Origin of the sequence: Tabrizicola piscis (assembly GCF_003940805.1) — a bacterium.
GTDB classification, from domain to species: Bacteria; Pseudomonadota; Alphaproteobacteria; order Rhodobacterales; family Rhodobacteraceae; genus Tabrizicola; species Tabrizicola piscis.
The window spans coordinates 2322273-2336672 of the sequence record NZ_CP034328.1; the positions used below are offsets into that span (position 1 = coordinate 2322273).

Below are 14400 nucleotides of genomic sequence, written 5' to 3' on the forward strand. Positions count from 1 at the left end.
CGCCCGCGATCTGAAGGGGGGAAGTCGTGCAGGACGTGATGGAACGGGTGGCCCGCGTTCTGGGCCATGTGGCGACCGCTGCCCTATGGGTTGCCGGGACGGCGCTGGTCCTGATGACCGGTGTGATCGCCGCGCAAGTGGTCTTTCGCTATGGCCTCAACTCCTCGCTCATCTGGAGCGAGCCGTTTGCCGTCATCCTGATGGGCTGGTTCATCTTTCTTGGCGCCGCCGTGGGGATTCGGGAAGGATATCACCTGTCCTTTGACATCCTGATCATCCTCTTGCCACCACGGGCAAAGCTTTGGCTGTTTTCCATCTCGGACATTGCGGTCACCGGCTTTGGTGTTGGCATGGTCTGGTTCGGCAGCCAGTTGGCCGGGTCAGCCTGGGACATCAAGCTGCCGTCGATTGGCATCAGCGGCGCCATCGACTTTGCCCCCATCGTGGGCGGAGGTGTCCTGATCGTCCTGTTCTCGCTGGAACGGTTGGCGCGACGGGCGGCGGGTTTGCCAACCCAGCGCTTCGGCGATGCCCCGGCCGAGGTGTAAGGGATGGAACTCTGGATCCTCTTCGGCACCTTCGCCACGCTTCTGCTGATCGGCACACCAGTCGCCTTCTGCCTTGGCATCGCGTCCTTCGCGACCGTCCTTTACATGGAGCTTCCGCCCATCGTCGTCTTCCAGCGCCTGAACTCCGGCGTGTCAGTCTTTGCGCTGATGGCGATCCCGTTCTTCATCTTCGCGGGTGAGTTGATGGTCCGGGGGGACATCGCCCGCCGTCTGGTCGCCCTCGCCGGGGGACTCGTCGGCCATATGCGCGGTGGCCTTGGTCAGGTAAACATCTCGGCCTCGGTGCTGTTTGGCGGCATTTCGGGGTCTGCTGCCGCTGACGCTTCGGCCATCGGCGGGTTGATGATCCCGCAGATGAAGGAGCGCGGTTATGGAGTGGACTATGCGGTCAACGTGACCGTCGTGTCGTCGATCATCGCGCTGATGATCCCGCCCAGCCACAACATGATCATCTACTCCATCGCCGGGGGTGGGCGGATCTCCATCGCTGACCTGTTCACCGCCGGAATCCTGCCCGGGTTGGTGCTTGCCCTGTCGCTTATGGTGGCCGCATGGCTGGTGGCGGCCAAGCGGGGCTATCCGACAGATCGCTTCCCCGGCTGGGGCGCTGTTGGCGGGTTGTTCCTGAACGCCATCCCCGGCATCCTGCTGATCGCGATCATCTTTGTCGGCGTCCGCTCCGGTGTGTTCACCGCCTCTGAATCCAGCTGCGTCGCCGCTGTCTATGCCTTGCTGGTGACAGTGCTCGCCTACCGCACGATGGATTGGAAGAACTTCGTCGCTGCCACCTTCGCCGCTGTCCGCACCACAGCGATGGTGCTGATGGTCATCGGCTGCGCTGCGGCCTTCGGCTGGCTTCTGGCGATCCTCAAGGTCCCGACCACGATGATCGAGGTCATGAAGGGCGTCTCTGACAACCCCATCGTGATCCTCCTTCTCATCAACCTCCTGCTGCTGTTCCTTGGCACTTTCATGGACATGTCGCCCCTGATCGTGATCACCACCCCGATCTTCCTGCCCGTCGCCACCGCCTTTGGCGTCGACCCGGTGCATTTCGGGGTAATCATGGTGCTGAACCTTGGCATCGGGCTGTGCACGCCGCCCGTGGGCGCGGTGCTCTTCGTCGGCTGCGCAGTTGGCAGGATCGGGGTCGGGCAGGTGCTCAAGACGATCTGGCCCTTCTACGGTGCCGCCTTCGCCACGTTGATGCTTGTCACCTACATCCCCGGGCTGTCGCTTTGGCTGCCCTCACTGTTCCGGTAGTCCCATGCCCTATCCCATTGTCACCACCGGCCCCGGCGTCACCCGCAAGGTCTTGTCCGACCACCCGGACTTGATGGTCGTCGCCTTCCGTTTCACCAAAGGGGCCGAAGGGGCCTTGCACAGCCACCCTCATGTGCAGGCCACCTACGTCGCATCAGGCCGCTTTGCCTTCACCGTGGACGGGCAGGACCGCGAGGTTGGCCCGGGCGACAGTTTCGTGATCCCCAGCGGTGCCGTCCACGGCTGCCGCTGCCTTGCGGCTGGAGAGCTGATCGACAGCTTCACCCCCCGCCGTGACGATTTTCTTTGAAAGGCCCTGCCATGCTTACCGTTGAAACCCGGCCCGCCATCTCACCGTCCGAGGCGAAGGGCATGGACACTACCGCTCTGCGCGCCGCCTTCCTTGGCGAGGGCCTTTTTGCCACGGGTGAACTGCGACTGATCTACACCCATTATGACCGGATGATTGTTGGCGGGGTCGTCCCCGGCGGCAAAGCCCTTGTCCTTGACGCGGTCAAGGAATGTGGCACCCCCAGCATCCTTGATCGCCGGGAAATGGGGATCGTCAATGTCGGCGGACCCGGCACCGTATCGGCGGCAGGCCAGACCTACGCGATGGAGAAAGGCGATGTCCTTTACCTTGGTCGCGGGCTTGGCCCGGTCACCTTCGCCGGCGATGCGCGGTTCTACATCACCTCTGCCCCCGCCCATGCCAGCCTTGCCGCGCGGCTGGTGCGGATTGGGGATGCAAAATCCTTCACGACAGGTGCGCCGGAAACGGCCAACCACCGCACCATCTATCAGTTCATCCACCCCGAAGTGATGGAAAGCTGTCAGCTTGTCCTTGGCTATACGCAGTTCCATGGCGGCTCGGTCTGGAACACCATGCCCGCCCACCTGCACGACCGCCGGATGGAGGCATACTTCTACTTCGACCTCGCCCCTGACGCCCGCGTTTTCCACATGATGGGCGAACCGCAGGAAACCCGCCACCTTGTCGTGGCCAATGAACAGGCCGTCGTCTCGCCGCCTTGGTCCATCCACTGTGGCGCGGGAACCGGAAGCTATACCTTCGTCTGGGCCATGGCGGGCGACAATGTCGACTACCGCGATGTCGATATGGTCGGGATGGAGACGCTTCGGTGACCGCCTTTTCCCTGAAAGGCCGCAATGCCCTCGTGACTGGCGCGAACACCGGGATCGGTCAAGCCATCGCCGTGGCATTGGCCGGGTCCGGGGCAAGGGTCACGGTCGCCGCCCGCCGTGATTGTGGGGAAACGCTTTCCCTGATCCCCGGCGCGACGGCCATCAGGCTGGATTTCACCGACCCGCTCGCGGCAAGTTCTCTCTTTGACGGTCAGGACTACGACATCCTGATCAACAACGCTGGCACCATCCGCCGCGCCGACAGTCTGGACTTCACCGAAGCCGATTGGGACGCAGTGATGGATGTCAACCTCAAGGCAGTGTTCTTCACCGCTCAGGCCTTCGCGAAGGCCCTTGTTCAGCGCAACGCGCCCGGCAAGATCATCAATATCGCCTCGCTTCTGTCGTTTCAGGGCGGCATCCGGGTGCCGTCCTACACGGCTGCAAAGCACGGGGTGGCGGGGCTTACCAAATTGCTGGCCAACGAATGGGCGGCAAAGGGCATCAACGTCAACGCCATCGCCCCGGGCTATATCGAGACGAACAACACTGAGGCCCTTCGCGCCGATCCTGACCGCAACAGCGCGATCCTGGACCGCATCCCCGCCGGGCGCTGGGGTCGCCCTGAGGATATCGCGGGTGCTGCCGTCTTCCTTGCCTCGCCCGCCGCCGCCTACATCCATGGCGCAATCCTCAACGTCGATGGAGGCTGGCTTGCCCGCTGAGCCGCAGATGACCCTTCGACGGACCGAACCCGCCCCAGCCATTGGCATCGTCCACCTTGGCCTTGGGGCGTTCTTCCGTGCCCATGGCGCGATCTACATTGAAGAGGCGATGGCAGCCTCGGGCGGTGATTGGGGTATTCTTGGCGTGTCACTGCAACGCCCCGACATCCGCGATGCGCTTCAGCCGCAGGACGGCCTGTATACCGCGCTTGAACTGGGGCCGCAGGGCGAAACCGCCCGGATCGTCACATCCGTCACGGGCGTTCTTGTGGCACCTGAAAATCCGCAAGCCGTGCTGGATGCCATGGCCGACCCGGGCGTCAGGATCGTTTCGTTGACGGTCACCGAAAAGGGCTATTGCCACGAACCCGCCACGGGCCGGTTGGATGCCAGCCATCCCGATATCACCCATGACCTGACAAACCCGCTGCCCCGGTCGGCCATTGGTTTCCTCGTCCGTGCGCTCGATCGGCGGCGCCTGGCTGGCCTTCCGCCCTTTACCGTCCTGACCTGTGACAATCTTCCCGGCAATGGCCACCTGCTGCGTGGCCTTGCGCTTGACTTTGCATGCCGGGTCGATCCGGTGCTTGCCCGCTGGATCGAGGCTGAGGTCCGCTTCCCGGCAACCATGGTTGACCGCATCGTCCCTGCCACCACGCCGGAGGTGATTGCCCGCGTTGCCACCCTGACGGGGCTGGCAGACCGCGCCCCGGTGCAGCACGAACCGTTCCGTCAGTGGGTTGTCGAAGACAGTTTCGTTGATGGCCATCGCCCCGATCTGGCCGCTGTCGGGGTGGAACTGGTTGCTGACGTTACCGCCCATGAAAACATGAAACTGCGGATGCTGAACGGCACCCATTCCGCGCTTGCCTATCTTGGCTATCTTGCCGGGCACGAAACCATTGCCGATACCGTGGCCGACCCAGTCTTTGCCCGCATCGTGTCCAACCTTTGGACACGGGAAATCATTCCCGCCATTACAGCGCCGACCGGTGTGAACCTGCACAGCTATGCCGACCGCCTGCTCGAACGCTACCGCAATCCCGGCATCCGCCACCGGACCTGGCAGATCGCCATGGATGGCAGCCAGAAACTGCCCCAGCGCATCCTTGGTACGCTGGCTGAGAACTTGGTTGCCGGTCGGGAAAGCCCTGGCCTCATTCTCGCGGTCGCTGCGTGGATGCGCTATGTCGGCGGGCTTGATGAACGCGGGCAGCCGATTGACGTGCGCGACCCGATGTCTGCCCGCCTGCGCGCGGCCCACGCCAGCCACGACACGCTCGAAGGTCTGGTGGCGGCCCTTCTCGGGTTCCGCGAGATCTTCCCTGAAGCCCTGTCCCACGCCCTCGCACCCAAGATCACCACCGCGTACAAGGCCCTGATCAGCAAGGGCGCGCGCCGCACGATTGAGGAACTGACATGATCGAAAGCTGGCGCTGGTACGGTCCCTACGACAAGATCACCCTGGCCGAGATCGCTCAGACCGGGGCTTCGGGCATCGTGACATCGCTGCACGAAATCCCCTATGGCGAGGTCTGGCCCAGCGATCTGATCGCCACCCGCAAGGCCGAAATCAAGGCCGCGGGTTTCCAATGGGTCGTGGTGGAAAGCCTGCCGATCCACGAACGCATCAAGCGTGGCGACGGCGATCTTGCGCCGCTGTTTGCCAATTACCGTCAAAGCATGGCCAATCTAGCGGCCAATGGCATCCACACGATCTGTTACAACTTCATGCCCCTGATCGACTGGACCCGAACCGACCTTGCCGCCCCTGTCGCCCGTGGTGGCACCTGCCTGCGCTTTTCGGCACCGAAGATGGCGGCGTTTGAACTGCAAATGCTTGGCCGTCAGGCAGCTGAGGATGACTACCCGGAACCGGTCCGCAAAGACGCCGCAGTCTGGTTCCAGCAGTCAACCGAGGCAGAGCGCGAGACACTTCTCCATTCGATCATGTCCGGCCTGCCCGGCGCCTATGACCGCTATGATATCGCTGGTCTGAAGCGGGCACTGAAAGGCTACGAAGGCATCAACCGCGATGACCTCCGCGCCAACTATCGCCGCTTCCTGCAAGAGGTGATCCCCACCGCAGAAGAGCTTGGCATGCGGCTGTGCGTCCACCCCGACGATCCTCCGCGTGATCTGCTGGGCCTGCCGCGCATCGTGTCGGACGCAACCGGCATCGCCTTTGCGCTGGATGCCGTGCCCGCCCGCTCGAATGGCCTGACGCTATGTGCCGGTTCGCTTGGGGCGAACCCCGGCAATGACGTCCCCGCCATTGCCCGGCGCTTTGCTGACCGCATCCATTTCGCCCATCTGCGCAACGTCCGCAAAGACCCGGATGGCAGTTTTGAAGAGGCCGCGCATCTGGAGGGCGACACCGACATGGTCGACCTGATCGACGCGCTGCTGTCCGAAGAACGCCGCCGCCGGGCCGAGGGGCGAGAGGACGCCACCTTCCCGTTCCGCCCCGACCACGGGCATGAGCTTTTGATGGACATCGGGCGTGGCACCCACCCGGGCTATCCCCTGATCGGTCGCCTACGGGGCCTTGCCGAATTGCGCGGGGTGGCCGCTGCCCTGTCGGCTGTGTCCGGCCCTGTCGGGGGCTGACCAGCCGGCAGATTTCAAAGTCATATATGTCGCTCTTTCGGGCGACACTGCTTGTGCCGCCGTGTATCTGTGACGCAAGACCACAGAGGCGAGATCATGATGCTACCAGATCAGCTTGGCCCCAGCGGCCATGTCGACAGCTTCACCCGGGACAATCTTCCGCCACAGGGCGATTGGCCCGACCTGATGCTGGATGGCTTTGCTTATCCGGACTGGCTGAATGTCGGGGTGGAACTGACCGACCGCATGGTGGATCGGGGCTTTGGCGACCATACCGCGCTGATCGGCAATGGTCGCAGCCGGACCTACAAAGAACTGACCGACTGGTCGAACCGCATCGCCCATGCGCTGGTCGAGGATTATGGCGTCAGGCCGGGCAACCGGGTGCTGATCCGGTCAGCCAACAACCCGGCGATGGTGGCCTGCTGGCTGGCGGCGACCAAGGCGGGGGCGGTAGTGGTCAACACCATGCCGATGCTGCGGGCCGGGGAACTGGCCAAGATCGTCGACAAGGCAAGGGTCACCCATGCCCTGTGCGACACAAGGCTGATGGAGGAGTTGGTCACTTGCCAGAAGTCCAGCCGCTTTCTGCAGACCGTGGTCGGCTTTGACGGCACGGCGAACCATGACGCCGAACTGGACCGGATCGCCTTGCGCAAGCCGGTCAGGTTCACTCCGCCGCCAACCGGGCGGGATGATGTGGCGCTGCTGGGCTTTACTTCGGGCACGACGGGCGAACCCAAGGCCACGATGCATTTTCACCGCGACCTTCTGATCATCGCAGACGGCTATGCGCGCGAAGTGCTGGCCGTGACGCCCGAGGATGTGTTTGTCGGCTCGCCGCCGCTCGCCTTCACCTTTGGGCTGGGTGGTCTGGCGGTCTTTCCCTTGCGCTTCGGCGCGGCAGCGGCGCTTTTGGAACAGGCAAGCCCCGCCAACATGATAGAAATCATTCAGGACCACCGCGCCACAGTCTGCTTTACCGCGCCCACCGCCTATCGGGTGATGCTGAAGGCGATGGAGGAGGGGGCCGATCTGTCCAGCCTGCGCGCCGCCGTCAGCGCGGGCGAAACCCTGCCCGCCCCGGTCTATGAGGACTGGATCGCCCGCACCGGCAAGCCGATGCTGGACGGCATCGGCGCGACCGAGATGCTGCACATCTTCCTGACCAACCGCTTTGACGACCACCGCCCCGGCTGCACGGGCCGCCCCGTCACCGGGTACGAGGCGCGGATCGTCGGCCCGGACATGGCCGACCTGCCACGGGGTGAGGTGGGCCGCCTGGCTGTGCGCGGCCCGACCGGCTGCCGCTATATGGCCGATGACCGGCAGCGCGCCTATGTACGGGACGGCTGGAACCTGACGGGCGACAGCTTCTGGCAGGACGACGAGGGGCGGTTCCATTTTGCCGCCCGGTCCGATGACATGATCATCAGCGCCGGCTACAACATCGCCGGGCCCGAGGTAGAGGCGGCACTGCTGTCCCATCCTGCCGTGCTGGAATGCGCCGTAGTGGGAGCCGCCGATGAGGATCGCGGCCAGATCGTTGAGGCGCATGTGGTTCTGGCCGCAGGTCAGGTGGGGGATGCGCTGATGGTCAAGCTGCTGCAGGACCATGTGAAAAAGGTCATCGCGCCCTACAAGTACCCGCGCCGGGTGGTGTTCTGCGACAGCCTGCCCAAGACGCAGACGGGCAAGATCCAGCGGTTCCGTTTGCGGCAGGGTTAGGCGTCAGTCAGGCAGGGATCACCGCCGTCGCCTCGATCTCCACCTTGGCGCGGTCTTCGACCAGCGCCACGACCTGCACCAGCGCCATCGCCGGATAATGCCGCCCGATCACCGCCTTGTAGATCTGGCCAAGGTCCTTCAGGCTGTCCAGATACTCCCGCTTGTCGGTGACATACCACGTCAGCCGGACAAGGTGTTCCGGCCCCGCCCCGGCACAGGCCAGCACCTCGACGATGCTTTTCAGCGCCTGTTCGACTTGGGCCACGAAATCGTCGGACTCAAAGACCTGATCCGCGTTCCAGCCGATGATCCCGCCGGTAAAGACCATCCGGCCTGACGCCGCGACGCCGTTGGAATAGCCCTTGGCGGGTTTCCAATGTGACGGGTGCAGAAATTGCAGGGCGGTATCGGTCATGCGTCCTCCAGATGCGCGGCCAATGCGGCGCGGATGGGGTCGGGCCAGCGGGCAGGGCGCCCTCCAGCCGACAGCCAGACAAGCGTCAGCCGAGCGGTCATCCGAAGCTGCGCGTCGCATTGCGCCGCCAGCCGGAAAGTGGCGGAACTGCCGCCAACCCGTTCGACCACCAGCGCCCAGTCGAGCACATCGCCCAACCGCGATGGCGCGTGAAACTCAGTCTCGATCCGTACGGTCGGCACGCCGATGCCGTCAGCCATCATGGCATGGTAGGAATAGCCCACGTCCTCGCGGAAGAAGTTCTCAAGGACTGAATTGGTCATCTCGAAATAACGCGGGTAAAAGACGATCCCCGCCGGGTCGCAATGGTTGAACTCGATGCGGATCTGGCGGCTGTAGGTCATGCCAGAAGACCCCTTGCGATGACCACACGCTGCACATCGCTTGCCCCTTCATAGATCCGCAAGGCACGGATTTCGCGGTACAGGCTTTCGACCACCGACCCATGACGCACGCCATCCCCGCCATGCAGTTGCACGGCCATATCGATCACCTCTTGCGCGGCTTCGGTGGCGTAGAGCTTGGCCATTGCGGCTTCGCGGGTGACACGGGCCGCACCACTGTCCTTCACCCAGGCCGCGCGGTAGACCAGCAGTGCGGCGGCGTCGATCTTCAGCGCCATGTCGGCCAGATGGCCCTGCACCAGCTGCAACTCGGCCAACGCCTGCCCCTGAATCCGCCGCGCCTTCACCCGCGCTAACGCCTCATCCAGCGCCCGACGGGCAAACCCCAGCGCCGCCGCACCCACGGTGGACCGGAACACATCCAGCACCGACATCGCCAGCTTGAAGCCATCCCCAGCTTTGCCGATCAGGGCGCTTTCGGGCAGGACCACGCCTTTCAGACGAAGCCGGGCAAGGGGGTGCGGGGCGATCACTTCCAGCCGTTCGGCGATCTCCAGCCCAGGTGCATCGGCGGGCATCAGGAAGGCCGACAGACCCCTCGCCCCCGGTGCCTCACCGGTCCGGGCGAAGATCACATAGACATCGGCAATCCCGCCGTTGGAGATCCAGGTCTTCTCGCCCTCGATCAGCCAGCCACCCTGAACCCGGCTGGCTGTGGTAGCGGTCGCGGCCACGTCTGAACCCGACCCCGGTTCGGTCAGCGCAAAGGCGGAAATCGCCGTGCCCGCGCGGGTCCGGGTCAGCCAGTCGCGCTGTTCGGGTGTACCGAACAGGCTGACCGGCCCCATCCCCAACCCTTGCATCGCAAAGGCAAAATCAGCCAAGCCATCATGCCGGGCCAAGGTCTCGCGGATCAGGCACAGGGTGCGGACATCCAGCCGCTCCCCCCCACCCGCGCCTGAATGATGCAGCCAACCGCCCTGCCCCAGCATCGCCACCAACTTGCGGCAGGCGGCATCCACGTCCGCGTGATCCACCGGCAGATGCGCCGCGCACCAGCTATCCAACGCCGCCGCCAGATCACGGTGGCGGGGCTCGAAGAAGGGCCAGTCCAGGAAACTGGTATCGCTCATTTTCTGTCCTCAAATATCCCGGGGGTCCGGGGGCTGGCCCCCGGTCCGCCCTCAGTCACCCTGAAACACCGGCGTTTCTTTCGCCACAAAGGCGCGATAGGCGCGTTCGAAATCGCGGGTTTGCATGCAGATCGCCTGCGCCTGCGCCTCGGCCTCGATCGCCTGTTCCAGCCCCATGTTCCATTCCTGATTGATCTGGGTCTTGGTGATCCCATGCGCGAAGGTCGGCCCCGCCGCCAAAGCCTTCGCAAGGGTCAGCGCCGCCGCCTCCAGTGCGTCCGCCGCGTGCAGGCTGTTCCAGAAGCCCCAGCGCTCGCCCTCCTCGGCGCGCATCACCCGCCCGGTATACAGGAGTTCCGCCGCGCGGCCCTGCCCGATGATCCGGGGCAGCATGGCACAGGCCCCCATGTCACAGCCAGCAAGGCCGACTCGGGTAAACAGGAAGGCGCATTTCGCCGACGGAGTCGCCAGCCGCAGGTCTGAGGCCATGGCCATGATCGCCCCCGCACCCACACAGACGCCATCCACCGCCGCGATGATCGGCTTGCCGCAGCCGATCATCGCCTTGACCAGATCGCCGGTCATCCGGGTGAAGGCGAGAAGCTCCTTCATCTCCATCCCCACCAGCGGGCCGATGATGTCATGCACATCGCCGCCCGAGCAGAAATTACCGCCGTTGGAGCCCAGGATGACCACATCCACATCCGACGCATAGACCAGCGCGCGGAAGGTGTCGCGCAGCTCGGCGTAGCTGTCGAAGGTCAGGGGGTTCTTGCGGTCCGGCCGGTTGAGGCGGATCGTGGCGATGCGGTCGGTCACCTCCCACAGAAAGTGCTGCGGCGTCAGGCTGGCAAGTTCGGTCATCATCTGCCTCCCATGCGTTTGAGGATGCCGGTCAGCGCCTCCAGGTCCGCTTCGGACAGGGTGGCGAACAGTTGCGACACTTCGGCCTCATGCCCGGCGGCAAGGGTTTCAAAGCGGGCCAGCCCAGCTGCGGTCAGGGCGACAAAGACCGTGCGGCGGTCGGTTTCCGACGGGGTGCGGCGCACCAGACCGTCCTGCTCCAGCCGGTCCACCACTGTCGTCGCATTGCCGTTTGAGACCAGCAGCATCCGTGACAACTCGCTCATCGTCACGCCGTCGCGGCGGCGGTACAGGGCCGCCATCACGTCAAAGCGCGGCAACGTGGTTTCGTGCTGCACGCGCAGGACTTCGCGCAGGTGGCTTTCGGCCAGCCGTGTCACAGCCAGCAACCGGACCCACATCTTGAGCCGGCGCTTGGAAAGGGGGTCAGTGTCCGTCATGCCTCGCCGCCGGAGATATTGATCCCCTGTCCGTTAACGCCCTCGGCCCCGGCAGAGCACAGCCATAGCGCAGCGGCGGTGACTTCATCCGGGCGGTAAAGCCGGTTCTGCGGGCTGATCGCCATGAGTGCCGCGCGGGCCTCGTCCAGACTGCGGCCGGTCTTTTCCGCGATCACCTTGACGGAGTGGTCGGTCATCTCGGTGTCCAGAAACCCCGGGCAGATCGCGTTCACCGTCACCGGCCCGCGCGCCACCTCGAGCGCCAGCGACCGCACGATCCCCATGACGCCATGCTTGGCTGCAGCATAGGGCGCGACCTTGGCATAGCCTTTCAGCCCGGCGGTGGAGGAGATGGCCACAAGCCGCCCCCAGCCGTCAAACTGCCGCAGGCCCTCGCGGAAGGTCAGGAAGACGCCGGTCAGGTTCACGGCCAGCATCGCGTTCCACTGGTCCAGCGTGGTCTTGGCGAATGGCGCGCTGTCAGCCTGACCCGCGTTGGCGATCACGATGTCCACCCGCCCTGCCTGAGTGAACAGGTCCTGGACCGAGGCTTCGTCGGTCACATCACAGGTCAGCGCACGGATCGCGGGGTGCCGTGCGGCGGTCGCCTGCAACGCCTGCATCCGGCGGCCGCAGATCACCACTTCGGCGGCACCGGCCCGGGCAAAGCCCAGCGCAAGGTCTGCGCCTACGCCCGACCCCCCGCCTGTCACCAGAACCCGCCGCCCCGCGATGGTCATGCCCGGATCACCTCAACCGTTTTCTGCGCCAGCCGCCGCATCTGGTCACGCCCTGCCAGATACGGCAGCGGCCATTCGGTGGCAGCATCGCCCATCGCCACGGCGGCGTGAAGGGTCCAGTAGGGGTTGGCCAGATGTGGCCGCGCAAGGCAGACCAGATCGGCCCGACCGGCAAGGATGATCGAATTCACATGGTCCGGCTCGGTGATGTTGCCGACAGCCATGGTCGCAATGCCCGCCTCATTGCGGATGCGGTCGCTGAACGGGGTCTGGAACATCCGGCCATAGACGGGCTTCGCGTCGATCGAGGTCTGCCCGGCCGAGACGTCGATGATGTCCGCGCCATTGGCGGCAAACATCTTTGCGATCAGCACCGCTTCATCCGGGGTCACGCCTTCATCGCCGACCCAGTCGGTCGCGCTGATCCGGACCGAGATTGGCTTGTCCTCGCCCCACTCGGCCCGCATGGCCTGCAAGACCTCCAGCGGCCAGCGCATCCGGTTTTCCAGGCTGCCGCCAAACTCATCCGTGCGGATGTTCGAGACCGGGCTGATGAAGGACGAGATCAGATAGCCATGGGCGGCATGAAGCTCGACCATGTCAAAGCCCGCCCGCCGGGCCATCCGGGTTGAGGCGATGAATTCCGCTGTCACGCTCGCCATATCCGCCCGGGTCATGGCGTGTGGCGTGGCGTTCTTCGGCGACCATGGCAGGTCGGAGGGGCCGATGATGTCCCAGTTGCCCGATGGCAGCGGGGCGTCGCCCTCCCCCCAGCCGACCTGAGTGCTGGCCTTGCGCCCGGCGTGGCCGATCTGGCAGCAGATCTTCGCGTCCGTTTCGGCATGAACGAAATCGACCACCCGTTTCCATGCGGCCTCATGTTCAGGCGCGTAAAGGCCCGGGCAGCCGGGGGTGATACGCCCTTGGGCCGAGGTGCAGGTCATTTCCGTATAGACCAGCCCCGCGCCCCCCTTGGCGCGTTCGCCGTAATGGACCAGATGCCAATCGGTCGGGCAGCCGTCCACCGCCTTGTACTGCGCCATCGGTGACACGACGACGCGGTTCTTCAGCGCCATGTCCCGCAGCCGGAACGGCGCGAACATCGGCTTGCGGCCCGGCTGACCGCCCGCCTGACGCTGGAACCAGTCTTCGGTCTGACCCAGCCAGTCCGGATCGCGCAGGCGCAGGTTTTCGTGGCCGATCCGTTGGCTGCGGGTCAAAAGCGAATAGGCGAACTGTTCGGGCGGCAGGTCAAGGTAACGCTCCACCTGCTCGAACCATTCAAGGCTGTTGCGGGCCGCCGATTGCAGGCGCAGCACCTCGACCCGGCGTTCATCCTGATAGCGGGCAAAGGCGCCCTCCAGCGTCGGTTCGCTGTGCAGGTATTCGGCGAGCGCAATCGCGCTGTCAAAGGCCAGCCGGGTGCCCGAACCGATGGAGAAATGCCCCGTCGCCGCAGCATCGCCCATCAGCACCACATTCTCATGATACCACTTCCCGCAGACCACCCGGGGGAAGTTCATCCAGACCGCCGAGCCGCGCAGGTGTGCGGCGTTCGAGATCAGCTCATGCCCGCCAAGGTGGGGTTCAAAGATCTTGCGGCAGGTTTCAACCGTGTCCTCCTTGGACATGTCGGCAAAGCCGACATTGTCCCAGGTCTCTTGCGTGCATTCGACAATGAAGGTCGCGGTGTTGTCGTCAAACTGGTAGGCATGCGCCCAAAGCCAGCCGTGTTCGGTCTTCTCGAAGATGAAGGTGAAGGCGTCGTCGAACTTCTGATGCGTTCCCAGCCAGACGAACTTGCACAGGCGCAGGTCGATATCGGGCTGGAACACCGATTCATATTCGCGCCGCACGGCAGAATTGATTCCGTCCGAGGCGACGACAACGTCGTAATCCTTGCGGTAGCTTTCGGCCGGCCCGAACTCGGTCTCAAACTGCAGATCGACGCCAAGTTCCCGCGCGCGGGCCTGCAGCAGGATCAGCATCTGCTTCCTGCCGATCCCGGCAAAGCCATGCCCGCCCGACACCGTTCGCACGCCGTCATGTACCACGGCGATATCGTCCCAATAGGCGAAATGGTCCTTGATTGACTGGGTTGAGACAGGATCGTTCCGCTCCATCCGCATGAGCGCGTCATCCGACAGCACCACCCCCCAACCGAAGGTATCATTGGCGCGGTTGCGTTCCAGCACGGTGATCTGATGCGACGGATCGCGCAGCTTCATCGAGATTGCGAAGTAAAGGCCGGCGGGGCCGCCGCCCAGACAGAGGATTTTCATGGCCCAGATCCCGGATGGCGCGGAATGCGCCCTTGAGGAAGGCTATACCGGTTGGAAACAATTTCAAGCTTGAAATTTTCT

At 64.4% G+C, this 14400-nt stretch carries 15 protein-coding genes; 8 read left to right on the forward strand and 7 right to left on the reverse strand.

All coding sequences use genetic code 11. From position 1 onward, the window contains the following. Positions 1 to 26 precede the first annotated feature (26 nt). The 8 genes from EI545_RS11305 (at position 27) to EI545_RS11340 (ending at position 8041) form a co-directional block, all read left to right on the forward strand. Entirely contained in the window at positions 27 to 548 is a 522-nt protein-coding gene (locus EI545_RS11305) for a TRAP transporter small permease (protein WP_164517274.1), read from the forward strand. A 3-nt stretch (positions 549 to 551) separates the two neighbouring features. Continuing rightward, on the forward strand, positions 552 to 1832 hold the full coding sequence (locus EI545_RS11310; RefSeq protein ID WP_125325573.1) for a TRAP transporter large permease: 1281 nt from the start codon (positions 552 to 554) through the stop codon (positions 1830 to 1832). A 4-nt stretch (positions 1833 to 1836) separates the two neighbouring features. Beyond that, positions 1837 to 2142, forward strand: coding sequence for a cupin domain-containing protein (locus tag EI545_RS11315; protein ID WP_125325574.1), 306 nt, complete (start codon positions 1837 to 1839; stop codon positions 2140 to 2142). An 11-nt stretch (positions 2143 to 2153) separates the two neighbouring features. After that, a complete protein-coding gene (kduI, locus tag EI545_RS11320) occupies positions 2154 to 2978 on the forward strand; it encodes a 5-dehydro-4-deoxy-D-glucuronate isomerase (RefSeq protein WP_125325575.1) in 825 nt (274 codons plus the stop codon). Then, positions 2975 to 3703 (forward strand): 2-dehydro-3-deoxy-D-gluconate 5-dehydrogenase KduD, encoded by a 729-nt coding sequence (gene kduD, locus EI545_RS11325; protein WP_125325576.1) that lies wholly within the window; start codon positions 2975 to 2977, stop codon positions 3701 to 3703. Before kduI ends, kduD begins: the two co-directional genes overlap by 4 nt. 7 nt (positions 3704 to 3710) lie before the next feature. Continuing rightward, entirely contained in the window at positions 3711 to 5126 is a 1416-nt protein-coding gene (locus EI545_RS11330; RefSeq protein ID WP_245989959.1) for a mannitol dehydrogenase family protein, read from the forward strand. Beyond that, entirely contained in the window at positions 5123 to 6313 is a 1191-nt protein-coding gene (gene uxuA / locus EI545_RS11335; RefSeq protein WP_125325577.1) for a mannonate dehydratase, read from the forward strand. The genes EI545_RS11330 and uxuA overlap by 4 nt, the downstream gene beginning before the upstream one ends. 96 nt (positions 6314 to 6409) lie before the next feature. Next, positions 6410 to 8041: an AMP-binding protein gene (locus EI545_RS11340; protein ID WP_125325578.1), complete on the forward strand. Its 1632-nt coding sequence runs from the start codon at positions 6410 to 6412 to the stop codon at positions 8039 to 8041. A 7-nt stretch (positions 8042 to 8048) separates the two neighbouring features. Here EI545_RS11340 and EI545_RS11345 read toward each other — a convergent pair whose 3' ends face one another. From EI545_RS11345 to EI545_RS11375, 7 genes are read right to left on the reverse strand one after another with little or no spacing between them, the layout of a single operon-like run. After that, the gene (locus tag EI545_RS11345; protein WP_125325579.1) at positions 8049 to 8456 is read right to left on the reverse strand and encodes a RidA family protein; all 408 of its coding nucleotides are present in this window, start codon (positions 8454 to 8456) and stop codon (positions 8049 to 8051) included. Further along, on the reverse strand, positions 8453 to 8860 hold the full coding sequence (locus EI545_RS11350) for an acyl-CoA thioesterase (protein ID WP_125325580.1): 408 nt from the start codon (positions 8858 to 8860) through the stop codon (positions 8453 to 8455). Before EI545_RS11350 ends, EI545_RS11345 begins: the two co-directional genes overlap by 4 nt. Then, the gene (locus EI545_RS11355) at positions 8857 to 9993 is read right to left on the reverse strand and encodes an acyl-CoA dehydrogenase family protein (RefSeq protein ID WP_125325581.1); all 1137 of its coding nucleotides are present in this window, start codon (positions 9991 to 9993) and stop codon (positions 8857 to 8859) included. The genes EI545_RS11350 and EI545_RS11355 overlap by 4 nt, the downstream gene beginning before the upstream one ends. A 51-nt stretch (positions 9994 to 10044) precedes the next feature. Then, positions 10045 to 10857, reverse strand: coding sequence for an enoyl-CoA hydratase family protein (locus EI545_RS11360; RefSeq protein WP_125327415.1), 813 nt, complete (start codon positions 10855 to 10857; stop codon positions 10045 to 10047). Beyond that, on the reverse strand, positions 10857 to 11297 hold the full coding sequence (locus EI545_RS11365; RefSeq protein ID WP_125325582.1) for a MarR family winged helix-turn-helix transcriptional regulator: 441 nt from the start codon (positions 11295 to 11297) through the stop codon (positions 10857 to 10859). The genes EI545_RS11360 and EI545_RS11365 overlap by 1 nt, the downstream gene beginning before the upstream one ends. Then, positions 11294 to 12037, reverse strand: a complete 744-nt coding sequence (locus tag EI545_RS11370) for an SDR family NAD(P)-dependent oxidoreductase (protein WP_125325583.1) — start codon at positions 12035 to 12037, stop codon at positions 11294 to 11296. Before EI545_RS11370 ends, EI545_RS11365 begins: the two co-directional genes overlap by 4 nt. Further along, complete coding sequence (locus EI545_RS11375) at positions 12034 to 14319, reverse strand: bifunctional salicylyl-CoA 5-hydroxylase/oxidoreductase (protein WP_125325584.1); 2286 nt, start codon at positions 14317 to 14319, stop codon at positions 12034 to 12036. Before EI545_RS11375 ends, EI545_RS11370 begins: the two co-directional genes overlap by 4 nt. Between the last annotated feature and the right edge of the window lie 81 nt (positions 14320 to 14400).

Coding starts and splice junctions, on each gene's coding strand:
- EI545_RS11310 (WP_125325573.1), top strand. CDS start 552: ATGGAACTCTGGATCCTCTTCGGCACCTTCGCCACGCTTCTGCTGATC.
- EI545_RS11315 (WP_125325574.1), top strand. CDS start 1,837: ATGCCCTATCCCATTGTCACCACCGGCCCCGGCGTCACCCGCAAGGTC.
- kduI (WP_125325575.1), top strand. CDS start 2,154: ATGCTTACCGTTGAAACCCGGCCCGCCATCTCACCGTCCGAGGCGAAG.
- EI545_RS11330 (WP_245989959.1), top strand. CDS start 3,711: ATGACCCTTCGACGGACCGAACCCGCCCCAGCCATTGGCATCGTCCAC.
- uxuA (WP_125325577.1), top strand. CDS start 5,123: ATGATCGAAAGCTGGCGCTGGTACGGTCCCTACGACAAGATCACCCTG.
- EI545_RS11340 (WP_125325578.1), top strand. CDS start 6,410: ATGATGCTACCAGATCAGCTTGGCCCCAGCGGCCATGTCGACAGCTTC.
- EI545_RS11345 (WP_125325579.1), bottom strand. CDS start 8,456: ATGACCGATACCGCCCTGCAATTTCTGCACCCGTCACATTGGAAACCC.
- EI545_RS11350 (WP_125325580.1), bottom strand. CDS start 8,860: ATGACCTACAGCCGCCAGATCCGCATCGAGTTCAACCATTGCGACCCG.
- EI545_RS11355 (WP_125325581.1), bottom strand. CDS start 9,993: ATGAGCGATACCAGTTTCCTGGACTGGCCCTTCTTCGAGCCCCGCCAC.
- EI545_RS11360 (WP_125327415.1), bottom strand. CDS start 10,857: ATGACCGAACTTGCCAGCCTGACGCCGCAGCACTTTCTGTGGGAGGTG.
- EI545_RS11365 (WP_125325582.1), bottom strand. CDS start 11,297: ATGACGGACACTGACCCCCTTTCCAAGCGCCGGCTCAAGATGTGGGTC.
- EI545_RS11370 (WP_125325583.1), bottom strand. CDS start 12,037: ATGACCATCGCGGGGCGGCGGGTTCTGGTGACAGGCGGGGGGTCGGGC.
- EI545_RS11375 (WP_125325584.1), bottom strand. CDS start 14,319: ATGAAAATCCTCTGTCTGGGCGGCGGCCCCGCCGGCCTTTACTTCGCA.